Source organism: Desulfogranum aggregans (genome assembly GCF_055398265.1).
In genome coordinates, this window is sequence record NZ_AP042447.1 from 2,190,660 (window position 1) to 2,207,144 (window position 16,485).

The window sequence follows — 16,485 nt, forward strand, 5'->3', positions numbered from 1 at the left end:
GATCATACGCCCAACCGGCAGCCGCTGCTGCTCCCAGGTAGGGACAACGGCGGAACTCCGTTTTCTCCAGGAGATTTAATATGATGACCGATGCAACCAATGCCGCCTTCCAGTTGGAAAAGACCTTACAGCAGATTGATCTCGCAGCGCTGACCAGGGACCGAAGCTACTTCCCCTCCCCTGCTGCATGGGAAGACCAAATACTCTACTTTCTTCTGGTGGACAGGTTTTCGGACGGCCGGGAGCATGGGGGATTCGCCGATGTGGAGGGGAACCCGATCAGCGGCCAAGATACCCAGCGGGATACGCCCCTTTTCACCCCTGAGGACGCCTGGCAGGCCGACCGAGAACAGTGGTTTGCTGCTGGAAAAACATGGTGTGGCGGGACGCTGGCAGGCCTGACCGACAAGCTGGGCTACTTGCAGCGATTAGGCGTTACTGCGGTGTGGCTCAGTCCAATTTTCCGACAGGTCGCAGGCAGCAGTGATTACCATGGCTACGGCATTCAGCATTTCCTGGATATTGATCCCCATTTCGGCACCAGAGAGGAATTCCTCTTCTTCGTCGAATCAGCACATCGGTGCGGCATACGCGTCATCCTCGATATCATCCTCAACCATGCAGGCAATGTCTTTGCCTACCAGCACGATGCCCGTTTCTTTTATCATCAGGGCCATCAGTGGCCGGTGGAGGGGTTTCGTATCCGCAGCGACGACCCCGGCAGCCTCCCTTTTGGCCGGCTCTCTCCAGAGCACCAGTCGAAGGCATGGCCGAACGGTGCAGTATGGCCCGCCGAATTCCAGGACCCGGAAACGTGGACCCGGTGCGGAGAGATAACCGAGTGGAACGATTTTCCCGATTATCTTGACGGTGATTTTTTTGCACTCAAAGATATTCATCATGGACATTCTCTCACTGCCTTCGAACAGGCCTGGGATGTGCAAAAAAGAATCAGGGAGTTTACCGCCTCCAAAACATTGCTGCATTTGTGCAGGGTCTACTGCTACTGGATTGCCTTTGCCGATCTCGACGGCTACAGAATTGACACTGTCAAGCATATGCAACCCGGAGCAGTCCGGTTGTTTGCCAATGTGATCCACGAATTTGCCCAGTCTATCGGCAAGGAAAAGTTCTACCTCATCGGTGAAGTTACCGGTGGGAGAGCCCATGCAGTCAATATCCTGAATACCACCGGCATAGATGCGGCCCTCGGGATCAACGACATTCCCGATAAACTCGAATTTCTCGCCAAAGGGTGGCGCAGCCCCGGCAACCCGCAGACCGCAGCCCAGGAGGGATATTTCGACCTGTTCCGTAACAGTTTGCTCGACCACAAGCATACCCATCAATGGTTCGGCAAGCATGTGGTGACCATGTTCGACGACCATGATCAGGTGGGTACCCGCCACAAGTTTCGTTTCTGCGGGCAGGCAAGCGATGCCCACCATCTCTTGCCGGTCGTGTTGGGCCTGCACCTGACCACCACCGGGATTCCCTGCATCTATTACGGCACCGAGCAGGCATTTACCGGCGCCGACCGGCGAACGGACGACGAGGCATACAGCGATGTTTTTCTTCGCGAATGCATGTTCGGCGGTCCCTTCGGCAGCCACCAAAGTAGCGAACGCCACTTTTTTAACGAAAACCATCGGGCCTATGGTCTGATCCGGGACATATGCCGCCTGCGCAGCGATCATATTGGGCTGCGAAGGGGGCGTCAGTACCTGCGCGAGGTCTCTGGTGGTGATGGACAATTCCACTATCCCCGGCCCATCGGCGGCACACTGCGCTGGGTTGTAGCCTGGTCGCGAATATTTGCCGATGTGGAATACCTGTGCGCTGTCAATACCGACCCCGACAAACCGCTGAAAGTGACCATTACCGTGGACCACGATCTTCATCCCCCCGGTACCTCCATGGGCTGCCTCTTTTCCACCGACCCTGATCAAAAGGGCCAACAGGTGACGGTGGAACCGAGCAACGGCTCAGCGATCAGGGTGACGGTCCCGGCCGCCGGTTTTGTAGTCTACCGTTAGTCTGCCTGTATCCAATCGATACCCTTCACAGAGCGAGATGCAGTTCTCGACCCAAGCGCTATAGTCCGTCTGTTGTACATACTCCCAGAAGGGCAACAGGCTCTGCGTCGTCAGGAATGGCGGGAGTGGAAATTGGGTTGGCAGCAGTGTTGTTTTCTGTTCAAATACACCGGTTACAACGGCTGGGTCACAGGCATCGCTTCGACGGCAATACAAAATGCTCGTGGTCTATCTATCATGCGTAAATTACCCAAACGTTGCAGGGAGAGTTGAGATGTCCTTCACCCATTTTGATACCATTGTTATCGGTTCTGGAACTGCGGCGTACTTTGCCGTGGATGGGCTCGTTCAAGCCGGCCAGCGGGTCGCCATCGTCGACGAACGTCCCTATGGCGGGACCTGCGCTCTGCGCGGCTGTCAACCGAAAAAATACCTGGTCAGCAATGCCGAGGCCGTGGCCCTGGTCAGCCAGCTGGTCGGCCGAGGCATCAAAAATCCTGCACACACTGACTGGAAGGCCCTGCAAGCACTGAAAAATCAATTTCTCGAAGGGCGCTCAGAGGCCGATGTACGCCAGTGGCAGAAAAAAGGCGTCACCACCCTGCATGGCAAAGCGGTACTGACTGGACCGGAAACAGTACGCATCAATGACCAACAGGTGACGGCAGACACCATTATTCTCGCCACAGGCGCTTTGCCCAGAGCAAACACTCTCCCTGGTGCAGAGCATATTCAAGACAGCGAATATTTTCTGAACCTGTCAGATCTGCCCAAACGTTTGCTTTTCATCGGTGGCGGCTATATTTCCTTTGAGTTTGCCCATGTGGCAGCGCGAGCAGGCGCCGAAGAGGTGACGATTCTCCATCGCTCGGCAGAGCCCTTGAAATCGTTTGACCAGGATGCCGTGGAGGCAGTCGTTCATGCCAGCAGGGAGGTCGGCATCAAGGTTATTCTCAACACCCACCCGACCGCCATCACCCCAGGGGAAGAGGGGTTCCTCCTTCATGACTCAACCGGAACAGAACACCCTGTGGACTGTATTATCGGAGCAATCGGCCGTGTCCCCAACCTGAGCGTTCTTGCCGGCAATCACGGCCGGGTCGACCATGATGAACGGGGTGTCCGGGTCAACCAATACCTGCAGAGTATTTCCAATCCCCGGGTTTATGCCATTGGTGACTGTGCCGCAACCAAGCACATGTTGGCACCGGTTGCCGATCAGGAAGGCAAAACCGTTGTCCGCAATATTTTGGAATCAAACAGCACTCCGCTTGATACCAACGTGGTCCCAAGCGTGGTCTTTACCATTCCCTGCCTTGCGACGGTCGGCCACTCCGAACAGAGTGCAGCTGCCCTGGGGTCGGAATATCGGGTGAATGCCGGAGAAACAAAAAACTGGCCGTCTTCCAAACGGATAGGGGAGGCGCACGGCTACTACAAGGTGCTGATCGATAAGGCCACCGATGAGATACTGGGCGCCCACCTTACCCGGCATAATGCTGACGAGGTGATCAACATCTTTGCCCTGGCAATCCGCCATCGAATTCCAGCTGGAGAGTTGGCGGAATTCCTCTGGGCCTATCCAACCTTTACCTCAGATATTAAATACATGGTCCGATAGGCTGGCTAAACTCCACGCGTCTCTTGCCAATGCGCCAACCGTTTACAGAACGGGTGATCACCCTCATCCATAACATTCCCCGAGGCCGGGTCACAACCTACGGAACCATTGCCGCCATGGCCGGAAATCCGCAGGCAGCGCGGCAGGTTGCGCGCATTCTCCATGCCTGTTCAGCCACGGATAACCTGCCATGGCACCGGGTCGTCAACCGCGAGGGACGTATCTCGCTCCCCCGCTGGAGCGGGTACGAGGAACAAAAGCAGTTGCTTGAGTCAGAGGGCGTGCGATTTGATGCAGCCGATCGGATCATGCTCAATCAGTTCCTCTGGCCCTCTGACCGGGAATAATTTCGCCCACCTCCCCCCGACATGCTCCGCCAATGCAACAAGACGAACTCAATCTCGATGAACCGCTGATAGCAATTCAGGTTCAGTGCCGCCTTCCCATGCTTTCACCCTTGCTCTTGTTGCTCATACGGGACATAATCGGTATACCCTTGGGCACCAGGCGTATACCACAACGACATATCATCGTAGGCGGCAAGCGGCCATCCGTTGCGCAACCGCTCGACCAAATCAGGGTTGCTGATAAACGGTCGGCCGAAGGCGGCGATATCCATGACGCCTGCATGCAGACGTTCTTCGGCATCAACGCGACTGTACCCGCAGTTGCCGATAATCATACCCGAATAATATTTTCTGAACTCGGCCAGGGTCATCGGTTTTCCCTGCTCATGGAAACCAAACGCAAGACCGTCCATGATATGGACATAAGCCAGACCTAAGGGCTCGAGCTGTTTGATCAGGTGGAGATAAGTCTCCCGGTAGTCAGCGCTTCCCATGTCGTTGAATACACCATTAGGAGAAAGCCGCACCCCCACCCTGTTTGCCGGCCAGACGGTCAACAACGCCGCCAGAACTTCCAGCAGTAGCCGGCACCTGTTTTCCACACTACCACCGTAGGCATCGGTTCGCAGATTGGTTTTGCTGTCCAAAAACTGATTGAGCAGGTACCCATTGGCGCTATGGACCTCGACCCCGGAGAAGCCGGCATCCTTTGCCCTTTCGGCTGCGACGCGATAATCCTCAACTGTCGCCAGTATCTCCTCCACTGTAAGCGGGCGGGGTGTTTCAAACTCCTTTTTCCCCACTGGCGTGCGAATCTGGTCCCCCTGCAACCTTACTGCAGAAGCGGACACCGGCAACTCACCGTGGTGAAATGCGCTATGTGATACCCTGCCGCAATGCCACAACTGAAGAAACAGATGACTGCCAGTTGGATTAACCCGCCTGGTGACCTTACGCCACCCTTCGGCCATTGCATCTGTATACATACCCGGAGACCCGACCCACCCGTTGCCTTGAGCAGAAACCACAGTAGCTTCCGTGATCAGCAGGCCGGCTGTTGACCGCTGGTAGTAATATTCCGCCATCAGCTCGTTGGGTATTCGCGCATCTCCTGCCCGACCTCGAGTCATGGGTGCCATAGCAATCCTGTTTTTCAAGGTGAGGTCGCCCAATAGTACAGAATCAAATAACGATGGTGCTGCCATATTCACCTCCTTTCCTGGGGTCAACGTCTGTTGGTATACCTCTGCAGGGCAAACTATAAGCTGTTTTTGAACGATGTCTCCATGCGGCTGGTGATCTTTGTACTGAACCAGGCGATTGACACGTTTTTTTAGCAACGGACAGGCCTCTCCCCCCGCGCCGCGAGAAGGCATCAGCGGCAGTCCGAGGATGCGTCCAGCTGCGCAGATACCCCGCGTTTCACTGTCTGATCACGGACATCTCTTTCCCATTGCTTGGTTTAAAATAACAGTTTAAGTTGACAACTAGCGGTAATTTGGGCAAAAATATATATAGCTCCACCTGACTTCCCCTCTTCACTCACTCACTGTTGCAGGGTACATGGCATGGAAGCGCTCAACACACTCCGATGCAGCATTGATGATCACCAGCTGGCCTACTCCGTATCCGGAAACGGCGTCCCGGTATTGCTGGTGCATGGCATCACCACCTACTCTTTCATTTGGCGTAACATTGTCCCGTTGATGCGGGACCATTACCAGGTACTGACAGTCGACCTGTTGGGATGTGGTGAATCGAGCAAGGAAATGAATCAACCCTATTCACTACCGAATCATGCTCGACTGTTGAAAACATTTCTCGACACCCTGGGAGTGAAAAAACTGCACTTCGTTGGCCATGACCTCGGCGGAGGAATCGGTCAAATTTTTGCAGTGGACTACCCGGAAATGCTTTATGACCTTACCTTGATCAATAGTGTTGCCTATGACTTCTGGCCGGTCCAGCCCATCCTTTCCATGCGAACCCCAATCATCAGGCAATTTGCAATGGCTGCACTGGATGCTGGCGCCCTCCGGCTGCTCATCCGCCGAGGTCTCTACCACAAGGAAAAATCTGTGGAAGAGCTGGTCGAACTTTTTGCCCGGCCACTGAAAACCCGGCAGGGAAGAAAGGCATTTCTCCATTTCGCTGCAAGCCTGGACAATCGGCACCTCATCGAAATAGCCGATCAACTGCACCAGCTCGATCTTCCAGTGCTCATACTTCGCGGAGATGCCGACAAATTTCTCAGCGCAGCGATTTGCGAAAAACTTGCCCATAATTTGAAGGATGCAAAACTTGTGCGCATCCCCACAGGCAGCCACTTTATCCAAGAGGATGAACCGGAAATGATCGCCACGGCACTCCACTCTTTCTTTCGAAAACAGCATGTTTAAGGTCATTACGGCTGGCGCACTCAATCAGTTACGGCATACCATCCATACACTCCAGGAGGAAAACGTCCATCTCATCACCGTGGCAGAAGAGGCACTCCTGCTCGGCCTTGTTTCCGATACCCTGCAGAATATTGACGACAAAATCGACATACTCGCCAACACCCTTGAACAGATATCCATACTCAAATCCATTCCCTACTGCGTCTGCGGCCTTCTCTCTGACCAGCAGAGCACCATCAAGGTGTTATCGAGTTACTGCACATCGAGCGAGGATGACGATTGCCTTGCCGCAATCAAACTGGGCAACGGTCTGCTGCGAGAGCTCCATCATGGACCCGTTGTCAGTGATAATCTGGACGCACTCACGATAGATTTTTCCTCGTTTGCCTTTTCCCCGGCTTGCTTTGCCATCATCCCGTTCGTGCTTGATGCCAGCACCACAGGCATTTTTCTCTTTATCAGTAATATTCAGGAAAAAACACGATTGGCAGCAATGATGCCCACGCTCCACCACGCTACGGATATTGCTGTTTCAAAATACAAAAACATTCATCTGCTGGAAAAACTCCAACAGATGAATGCGGAACTTGAACAAAAAATCAGCCAGCGAACAGCGGAATTGTCAGCAGCCAATGCCCACCTTGAACGGGAGATGGCTGTGAAAGAAGCCTCCCAAAAGGCCCTGCAGGAATCACACGAGAGTTTCCTGACCATTCTCAACAGTATCGATGCCATGGTGCATGCCGTGGACCTGGAAACGCACACCATACTTTTCATGAACCAGTATATGATTGATGCCATCGGTGGTGATTTTACCGGCAGTAAATGTTTTCAGCGGCTCAGGAACGGCAGCTCTCCCTGTACGGATTGCGCCAACAACCAATTGCTGGATCACAACCGGCAACCAGCCGGTGTACAGATTTGGGAAGAGCAGAACCCGATAAACGGACGATGGTACATCAACCACGACAGAGCGGTGAAATGGACGGATGGCCGCATGGTAAGGATTCAGATTGCCACGGATATTACCCGGATGAAAGAAATGGAAGCCCAATTACTCCAGGCACAGAAAATGGACGCCATAGGAACGCTCGCTGGAGGGATTGCACACGACTTTAATAACATTCTCACCGGGATCCAGGGTCACGCCTCTCTCCTTCTCGCTGACCATACCCTTGCTCCTGACCAGCGTGAACGCCTGGAGGCAATTGAGCAATATGTTCACAGTGCTGCCGAGTTATCCAACCGGATGCTCGGATTGGCCAAGGGCGGGAAATACCATGGTACGCTGATTGACGTGAACGAACTCATCACGCACAGCCTCAATCTTTTCAGCCGAACACGGAAGGCGTTAACGACCCATTGCTTACTTGCCACCAAACCACCCGTGATCTCTGCTGACAGGAACCAGTTGGAACAGGTCCTCCTCAACCTGTTCATCAATGCCTGGCAGGCAATGTCCGAAGCCGGAGAGCTCACCGTTTCAAGTGCGATAGTTGCGTTGGATGAGGACTTTTGTGCACCCCACGAGATGGAAGCTGGGACATATGCGGCAATCAGGGTCACCGACAACGGGGCAGGAATTCCGGCCGCTGATATCAGCAGAGTGTTTGACCCTTTTTTTACCACCAAGCATAAAGACCGTGGGAGCGGACTAGGCTTGGCCTCCTGCTATGCAATCATCCGCAACCACTCGGGTCTCATCACTGTTGAAAGCCAGGAGGGCAGTGGCAGTACCTTCACCTGCTACCTGCCCCATGTGGAGGCAGAAGTGGTACCACCTCCCTTGAAAAATTCAGGCAGCATTACAGGCGCCGGAAAAATCCTGTTGGTGGACGACGAGGAGGTAGTACTGGAAGTTGCCGAAGCCATGCTGGAACGGTTGGGATACTCCGTCACCGTTGCCCAGGGTGGACAAAGGGCTATAGATATTCTGGAGCAGAAAGCAGGGTCCTTTGATCTGCTGATCATCGATATGGTGATGCCCGGGGTCGATGGGAAAAGGGTGTGTGCACAGGCTGCTGCCCTCGGATACACCGGGCCGATACTCATAGCGAGCGGGTACTCGGCAAATGGCGAGGTGAAGGAACTTCTCGACAAAGGTGTGCAAGGATTTATCCACAAGCCCTTCGGCCTTTCTGATTTATCACAGAAAATCCACCAAGTGCTGAAAGCTGACCACCCATGAAAGGGCGGCCGACGCGCCCGTGGCGCTGGCATGCACCCCGGGTGTGCCGGCAATCCAGCGCAATACTGCAGGCAACCGTTACTCGAACAGTGTCACATATTCACCATACCCTTCTTTTTCCAGATCAGCGGCAGGAATGAACCGCAGCGATGCGGAGTTAATGCAGTAGCGAAGTCCTGTGGGCGGAGGCCCATCCTCAAAGACATGGCCGAGGTGAGAGTCACCGTTTTTACTGCGCACCTCGGTGCGTACCATAAAAAAGCTTCGATCCTGTTTTTCGACGATGTTTTCCTGATTCAGTGGGCGGGTAAAACTTGGCCATCCGGTTCCGGATGCAAACTTATCCGTTGAACTGAACAGCGGTTCGCCGGAAACAATGTCCACATAAATTCCGGGTTGTTTATTGTCCCAGTACTCGTTATTGAATGCAGGCTCTGTACCGTCTTCCTGGGTAACCCTGAATTGCAGAGGAGTCAACTTTTCTTGAAGGTCTGCCTTGCTTACCGTTTTCATAGGTTCCTTGCTCCACACCTTATTGAGAAAATCATCCCGACCGGAACGAGAGCGGTAAAACTTATACCGGATCGGATTCTCTTTATAATAATCCTGATGATACGCTTCTGCCGGATAAAACGGTCCGGCCTGGATTATCGGGGTCACCAGCGACCGGTTGAACCGACCACTCATTTCCAACTCCCGCTTGGATGCCTCGGCGAGCTCTCGCTGGTTCTCATCGTAATAATAAATTGCAGTGGTGTACCCATGCCCGCGGTCAACGAATTGCCCACCGGCATCTGTGGGATCTACCTGACGCCAATAGGTATCAAGAAGCCGTTGATACCCTATTTTTTCCGGTCGATAGGTTACCTGCACCACCTCCCGATGGCCATTGTGTTCATAGTTTTTATAAGTGGGATTCTCGTTCGCTCCTCCGGAATACCCTGAAACCACAGACACGACTCCATCGAGCTGCTCAAAAGGCTTTTCCATACACCAGAAACAGCCGCCGGCAAACATGGCCAGCGCTGTTTGTTCCGAAGGAACCTTCCCCTCAGCTCCCGTCTTCTTTTCTGCCGAGACACTCGCGGCTCCAATCACCAGGAGACCGAAGAGGGCAACCACCGTGATCAGATGCCCCTTGAAATAGTGCTTTGTCGTATTTGCCATTCGTCTTCCTCCGCTTTCCGCCTTCTTTGCTTTTCGTGCGGCCTGCCTCAACAAAATCGATATCCATACGATGAGCTGCAGGCTGCAGATATCGCGAAACAACCATATTCCCGCATCCACAGATTTTCCCAGCATGTATGGCTGCTCCTTGTGGTTGGTCTACGATATACCTCTCAATGTATCCATAAGGTGAAGATAAGAACGCTGGAAAAAGACGCCAGAAAAGCAATGAAAAGAATCGTTCGGGGTATGTTGACGGCTTGCTGCCCCATGCGGTTTGGTAAACAAAGTATATCGTGCAATAACAAAATATTACACGACAAAATCCGTCCTGAACGTCCACAAACGGTGTTCATCAGACGCATTATACAGTCTTTCCTGCAGAGGAGGTTCAAGCACGGTACGGATGCGAGGTCACTGGTAATACGGGAGAATAGCAAAGACCACCCCAGCAGCTGTCGACAACAAGCAGGGAAAGCCAGTTCTCCGTGCCTCTCATTGATGTATGGTGTAGAGTATGCTATCTCTTCAACGCTAGCACAGGAGAGTAAGCCTTCTTTTCCATCCCGTTCTTCAACACCCCCATGCGTTTGCCACAGCTACCTATCCATGCCGCTATCCCTGAACTGCACACCGCGCTTGAAGCCGGCTCAGCGGTCTTGGCGGCGCCTCCCGGCTCAGGAAAAACCACGATCGTCCCCCTGACCCTGCTTAACGCCCCCTGGCTCCAGGGAAAAAAAATACTCATGCTCGAACCGAGACGCCTGGCCACCCGTGCTGCTGCCGCCAGGATGGCCTCTCTGCTCGGAGAAAAAGTCGGACAAACCATCGGCTACCAGGTCCGTTTTGACCGCAGGGTGAGTACTGCAACCCGAGTCGAAGTGGTCACCGAAGGCATCCTGACCAGGCGCATCCAGGAAGACAGCGCGCTTCAGGATATCGGGCTGATTATTTTTGACGAATTCCACGAACGATCGCTTCATGCGGACCTTGCTCTTGCTCTGTGTTTGGACCTGCGTCAATTACGCGAAGATCTGCGGTTACTGGTAATGTCTGCCACCCTGGATACCAGGCCCATTGCCGAGCTGCTCGGAGGAGTGCCGATCATAACCGCCAAGGGCAGGAGCCACCCGGTTTCTATCGCCTATCTGGAACGAAAACAGACAGGAGACCTGGTAACCACCGTCACCACGGGGATTCAAAAGGTCTGCAAGGAACACACAGGTGACGTGCTGGTCTTTCTGCCCGGCACCGGAGAGATTCGCGCTGTTGGAGAGCGGCTGGCTCAGCATCCTGCTCTGGAAGCATGCTCCATTGTGCCGTTGCACGGGAATCTCCCCCTTGCTGATCAGGATCGGGCACTGACCACGGCCCCGGACGGGCGAAGACGAATCATCTTGGCCACCTCCATTGCGGAAACCAGCCTTACCATTGAAGGCATCCATTGTGTGGTTGATTCCGGCTGGTCACGGCGCCCGCAATTCCACCCTGCAAGTGGACTGACTCGGTTGACCACCGTTCGCGTCTCTCGCGCTGTTGCCGATCAGCGTGCCGGCAGAGCCGGCAGGACGAGTCCAGGGGCCTGTCTTCGCCTCTGGGCCGGAGAGGAACAATACAATCTCCCGCCCTTTCACCCACCGGAGATCCGGGAAGCGGATCTGGCCCAATTTGCGCTTGAACTGGCCCTCTGGGGAGTTGCCGACCCCGTTCAACTGCAGTGGCTATCCCCGCCTCCTGAAGGAGCCTTTCAGCAGGCCCGAACCTTGCTCGAGCAACTGGGTGCACTTGATCGGGGTGGCCGAATTACCCCTGCAGGAAAACAGATGGCTACTCTGGCCATGCACCCTCGGCTGGGCAATATGGTGCTCCAGGGAAAACGGATAGGACATGCTGCGCTGGCCTGTGATTTGGCAGCCCTCCTGTCGGAAAGGGATATCGTACGCACCCGCTCCGGCCCAAAAGATGCTGACATCCTGTCACGGCTCGCACTCCTGGAAGAGTGGCGAAAGAAAAAATCGACTGGTCTAAAAAATCGAGGCGCTGACCCTCGAGCGTGCAGTCGAGTGGACACCATAGCTCGCGCTTGGCTCAAGCGCATTGGCGCCCCTATCGACAAGGGCGGGAAAGCGGCGGTTGGGACCCTGCTCGCCTATGCCTACCCTGACCGCATTGCCCATCGCCGCTCCCAGGAGCAAGGTACCTTTCTCCTGGCTTCAGGGCGAGCAGCCAGGCTATCCCCTCTTGACCCGCTGGCTGCCAACGAGTTCCTGCTCGCCTGTCGGTTGGATGCAGGCTGCAGACAGGGGAAAATCTTTCTCGCCGCACCGGTACAACTTGCCACGTTGCTCGCCAGTCACCCTCACCTGTTCAGCCAATCGACGGTTGTAGAATGGGACACTCAGCGAGCAAGGGTGATCGCCGTTGACCGACAGTCGCTGGGAGCTATTGTGGTGGAAGAACACCCTGCCACCAGCGTTGCCCCCGCGCTGATTACCCAGGCGCTGTTAACCGGCATACGTCAGCAGGGATTGAACTGTCTGCCCTGGGACCGCCCGGCGCGCCAGCTCCAGCTCAGAGTCAACAGCCTGCGCCAATGGCAGCCACAGGCAGGCTGGCCAGATATCAGCGATAATCGACTTGAGAGGGATCTCTCCTGGCTTGAGCCCCACGTGCTAGGAATAAATACAGTGGAAAAGCTGCGTCAACTGAACCTGGCCGAGATTTTATCCTCCCAACTCGACTGGAAAAAGCAGCAGCTTCTGGAACAACTGGCACCTTCTACCATTACCGTGCCCAGCGGTTCGCGTATACGGCTGCGTTACCAGGAAGGCGAGCCGCCGATACTGGCCGTCCGCCTCCAGGAAATGTTCGGCCTCGCAGCTACCCCCACGGTATGCGGGGGCAAGGTGCCGGTGCTCCTTCACCTCCTCTCTCCGGCGCAGCGGCCCATACAGGTGACCAGCGACCTGGCTGGATTTTGGCAGCGAAGTTATCCGGAAGTCAAAAAAGAACTCAAGGGACGATACCCGAAACACTGGTGGCCGGAAGACCCGCTGACCGCGGCACCGACAAGAGGAACCAAAAAATCGATCATGAAAAACCGGGGATAAAACCGGGATTGTCGCCCCCTTCTCCATGAAAAAAACTACCTGCTCTGCCCGGAGGAACGTTCAACCACTTCCAACCTGGCAGTATCGTTCCTTCCCCTACCTGTAAAAAAAGGTCGTCACACCGTGGCATGACGACCTCTAAAAAACAAGATAAGCTCGGACAAACCCAGGAATTATACTCCAGGTCTGCCCTCGGTCAGCGCTTCTGCCCACCGATTGGCTGCCACCTCGTCGGTTGAATAATCGGGCAGGATAATCGGTGCCACTTTCGGCTTCTCAATACCGGCTTCTGCCAGATCCTGTTCAAACTTGACTACATGGTCCAGGGAGAGATCTTTCACGTCCACGCCACCGTTGATATATTCAGCAGCATGGACACCGGCACGGCGGCCAAAGGTGATGATATCCTGCAGGCTGTTGCCCATCAGTCGGTTTTCACCGTGTACGCCGCCGATCACCTCACCGGCACCAAACAGTCCCGGCAGGGTGGTGTTGGTGTTACCATTCACACAGATTCCGCCATTTTGATAGTGCAGGGTCGGGTACACCAGCATTGGTTCTTTGGAGATATCAATGCCGTGACGCTCAAACTGAATGAACTTGGCAGGCAGCTCCTTCTTGACCGTTCCCGGGCCATGCAGCTCTTCGATCATGGGAGAGTCAAGCCACAGACCGACACGACCGGTCGGGGTCATAATACCTTTGCCCTTGGCCATTGCTTCCTGGATAAGTTCGGCAGACTCCACATCACGAGGCTCAAGCGGGAAGCAGAACTGTTCACCGTCCACGTTCAACACATGGGCACCAAGACCGCGAACCTTTTCCGTAATCAGCAGCCCGACATTCTGCTCGGGATAGCTGACGCCGGTGGGATGGTACTGGGTGGAATGCAGGGACTTGTTGGCAACCCCTGCACGATAGGCCATAACAACGCCGTCCATGGTTGCGCCATAATGGTTGGTGGTGGCGAAACCTTTAATATGCAGCCGTCCGAATCCACCGGTTGCCATAATGACCGCCTTGGCCTTAATAATGGTGAACTCATGGGTTTCCATGTTGAACAGGATCGCACCGGCACATTTGCCTTCGGAGTCCAGCAGCAATTCGACTGCCGGGTTAAACTCGATAACGGAAATCATGTCGCCGCGGTTGCGGGCTTCATCGCGGACAACCCGCATGATCTCCGCTCCGGTCATATCGCCGGCGGACTGGAGACGCTTGCGGGAAGAACCGCCGCAGTGACGGACAACGGTACGACCATCTTCATACTTGTTGAACATCATACCCAGTTTCTCAAGCCAGGCGATGGAAAGGGGTGCATCCTTGGCAAGGGCAGCTACCAGGTCGCGCTGGTTGGTAAAGTGACCACCGCCGATGGTATCGAGAAAATGGTAATAGGGTGAATCAGCTTCCTGGGTCGCCGCCTGGATTCCACCTTCGGCCATGATGGTGTTGGAGTCGCCGTGACGCAGCTTGTTGGCGATAATGACCTTGCAGCCGGCATCAGCCGCCATGATAGCCGCCGAGGTACCGGCGCCGCCACCACCGATGACCAAGACATCAGTTTCCATGTCGACGTTGGCTAAATTAACCTTATCGGGACGAACAACAGACCGGGATTCCAGCAGTGCGGCAACGCCTTCCTGGAACACGTCGCCCTTATTGGGGCCGACCAGGACAGTGCGCTTAGCATCTTCCTGGTAATCGGGATGAAACTTGGACAGCACCTCGCGTCGTTCATCCATGGTAAGAGCGGGGTAGTGCTCATTACGACGGGCCATAGCCACACGCTCCGGGCGGGTAGCCTCAACTCTTTTGATCAGTTCTTTTAATTCGGGTGTATATCCCATGATATTCTCCTTACAAACAGGATAATCGATTCGTTTTATCTCTTAGAGGTACTGGGTGTCCTGAGGCATCCAGGTTCCCGGCTCGGCCATATCGGGTTCACGTTCACGAGCAACGTAGTTGGCCTCCAAGTCATCTTTGCTCATTGCACTCAACTCATCGAGCATCTGGTCATACTTACCGGATTCGATTTCAGCGGCTCTGTTTTTAAGGTGCTCCGCCTGCGGCTGGATATAGCGGGCAAAGACACGGCGCGCCAGCTGTGCAATGTGGTACTGCGGGATTTCCCCCATACACCGACTTGCACACAACCCACACTGGATACAGTCAAAAGACATGCGGGCCGCCTTTTCAATGTTGCCCTGCTTGAGAGCGGAAATATAGCCGAGTACGTCGACATCCATGGGGCATGCCTTGGTACAGAGATTACAGGCCACGCAGCGAAACAGTTCAGGATAGAGGGCATGAATGGCGTCGGCAAGCCCTTCCATCTCATCAATGTTATATTCAGCCCTGTTTGCGGGGAAAAAAGGGATCTGGGCCAGGTACATGTTGGGCTCAACAACCGTCTGACAGGCCAGTCCGAAGTGGAGCTTATAGTCGCCGGCCATTCGGTAGACGGTCGGGCACGCCCCGCAGATACCGCCTCTGCATCCTGCACCACGCAGGAAGCGGAATCCGGCGAACTCCATCGCCTTCATAATGGTAAGGGTCTCGGGCACTTCATACTTTTTTCCCATGACAAAGATGGGGATGGTACGGGCACCTTCAGGTAAAATCGCTCTATCCCCTGTTGCAAAATTCGGCGTTTTGGTACTTGTATCACACATGGTTTATCTCCATTCACTCACGAAGTATGCTTCAACTCCGGGCCCGATCAAGCTGCAGCCAGGTAGTTCTTGTTTTGTAACAGTTCCAGACTCTGAACATCGTTGAGCTCAAACCGGCAGGTCTCAGGGTCAATGCCCAGCGCTACGGCAAGCAACTGGGTGAAATAAAAGGTCGGCACCGTCTTGGTAATCGCCTGGTTGTCCACCATCAACTGCTGCTGTTTACCCAGGTTATATTCGCACAGGGGACAGCTCGTTGCCAACGCTTCGATTCCAGCATCACCGGCTATGTTGAGCACTGCGGCGGCAGCTGTGTTTTCCCCAGGTGCATTACCGAGCACCTGATACGAGCCACAGCACTTGTCAGCTGCATTAAATGGTACCACCGTCGCCCCCAGCGCCTCCATCAACCCGGTCATCTGGGTAAAACTGCCGTAGGGCTCAATTCCAACTTCAGCCGGACGCTGGAGGGTGCAGCCGTAATAGGTCCCAACCTGCAGATCGGTCAACGGAACTTTCACCTTCTCCCTGATGGCATCCCATCCGACCTGGTCCTGCAATAAGGAGAGATAATGGACAACTTCCACCTCTCCAGAATAGTCAATTTCATCATCCATGAAACGATTGATGGTTTCTCGTTTTTCCGGATCATTTTTCATCAGCTGATTAGCGCGTGCGAGCGTGTTGTAGCACATGGAGCAGAGGGTCACGAGGGTATCGGCACCCATCTCCTTTGCCCGAATCAGATTACGCACCGGCCCGACGTGATGAATGAGGTCATCGGCGGTCAGAGAGTACACCGCACCACAGCAGTTCCACCTTTCAATCTCTTCCACTTCGATACCGAGTGCTTCCAGAGAAGCAACCGCAGCCTTTTCCAGGTTGGCGGCTTTGGTTTTCAAGGTACACCCGGGATAATAACTGATTTTCATCGCTCTC

11 protein-coding genes are annotated in these 16,485 nt (G+C 54.5%); 6 read left to right on the plus strand and 5 right to left on the minus strand.

Annotation, left to right across the window (positions count from 1 at the left end):
- Window positions 1-83 precede the first annotated feature (83 nt).
- From ACZ52Z_RS09825 to ACZ52Z_RS09835, 3 genes are all read left to right on the plus strand, one after another.
- Window positions 84-2,036, plus strand: a complete 1,953-nt coding sequence (locus ACZ52Z_RS09825; RefSeq protein WP_464270781.1) for an alpha-amylase family glycosyl hydrolase — start codon at window positions 84-86, stop codon at window positions 2,034-2,036.
- 274 nt (window positions 2,037-2,310) lie between these two features.
- Window positions 2,311-3,657 carry a dihydrolipoyl dehydrogenase family protein gene (locus tag ACZ52Z_RS09830; protein WP_464270560.1) on the plus strand — a complete coding sequence of 449 codons (1,347 nt, stop codon included), beginning with the start codon at window positions 2,311-2,313 and terminating at the stop codon, window positions 3,655-3,657.
- Window positions 3,658-3,686: 29 nt separating this feature from the next.
- A complete protein-coding gene (locus tag ACZ52Z_RS09835; RefSeq protein WP_464270561.1) occupies window positions 3,687-4,004 on the plus strand; it encodes an MGMT family protein in 318 nt (105 codons plus the stop codon).
- Between the two features lie 104 nt (window positions 4,005-4,108).
- Here ACZ52Z_RS09835 and ACZ52Z_RS09840 read toward each other — a convergent pair whose 3' ends face one another.
- Window positions 4,109-5,209, minus strand: coding sequence for an alkene reductase (locus ACZ52Z_RS09840; protein WP_464270562.1), 1,101 nt, complete (start codon window positions 5,207-5,209; stop codon window positions 4,109-4,111).
- A gap of 363 nt (window positions 5,210-5,572) precedes the next feature.
- Here ACZ52Z_RS09840 and ACZ52Z_RS09845 point away from each other — a divergent pair, with 363 nt between their 5' ends.
- Window positions 5,573-6,403, plus strand: coding sequence for an alpha/beta fold hydrolase (locus tag ACZ52Z_RS09845; protein WP_464270563.1), 831 nt, complete (start codon window positions 5,573-5,575; stop codon window positions 6,401-6,403).
- Window positions 6,396-8,591 (plus strand): response regulator, encoded by a 2,196-nt coding sequence (locus ACZ52Z_RS09850; protein ID WP_464270564.1) that lies wholly within the window; start codon window positions 6,396-6,398, stop codon window positions 8,589-8,591. Before ACZ52Z_RS09845 ends, ACZ52Z_RS09850 begins: the two co-directional genes overlap by 8 nt.
- Before the next feature lie 78 nt (window positions 8,592-8,669).
- Here the strand turns inward: ACZ52Z_RS09850 and msrB are convergent, their stop codons facing one another.
- Window positions 8,670-9,893, minus strand: a complete 1,224-nt coding sequence (msrB, locus tag ACZ52Z_RS09855) for a peptide-methionine (R)-S-oxide reductase MsrB (RefSeq protein ID WP_464270565.1) — start codon at window positions 9,891-9,893, stop codon at window positions 8,670-8,672.
- Between the two features lie 449 nt (window positions 9,894-10,342).
- On the opposite strand from msrB, the gene hrpB reads away from it, so the two are divergent.
- A complete protein-coding gene (gene hrpB / locus ACZ52Z_RS09860; RefSeq protein WP_464270566.1) occupies window positions 10,343-12,868 on the plus strand; it encodes an ATP-dependent helicase HrpB in 2,526 nt (841 codons plus the stop codon).
- Between the two features lie 173 nt (window positions 12,869-13,041).
- On the opposite strand, the gene ACZ52Z_RS09865 is transcribed toward hrpB, so the two are convergent.
- The 3 genes from ACZ52Z_RS09865 to ACZ52Z_RS09875 are packed head-to-tail and all read right to left on the minus strand — an operon-like array spanning window position 13,042 to window position 16,478.
- The gene (locus ACZ52Z_RS09865; RefSeq protein ID WP_464270567.1) at window positions 13,042-14,718 is read right to left on the minus strand and encodes an FAD-binding protein; all 1,677 of its coding nucleotides are present in this window, start codon (window positions 14,716-14,718) and stop codon (window positions 13,042-13,044) included.
- A gap of 42 nt (window positions 14,719-14,760) precedes the next feature.
- On the minus strand, window positions 14,761-15,546 hold the full coding sequence (locus ACZ52Z_RS09870; protein WP_464270568.1) for a 4Fe-4S dicluster domain-containing protein: 786 nt from the start codon (window positions 15,544-15,546) through the stop codon (window positions 14,761-14,763).
- A 47-nt stretch (window positions 15,547-15,593) separates the two neighbouring features.
- Window positions 15,594-16,478 (minus strand): CoB--CoM heterodisulfide reductase iron-sulfur subunit B family protein, encoded by an 885-nt coding sequence (locus ACZ52Z_RS09875; protein WP_464270569.1) that lies wholly within the window; start codon window positions 16,476-16,478, stop codon window positions 15,594-15,596.
- Between the last annotated feature and the right edge of the window lie 7 nt (window positions 16,479-16,485).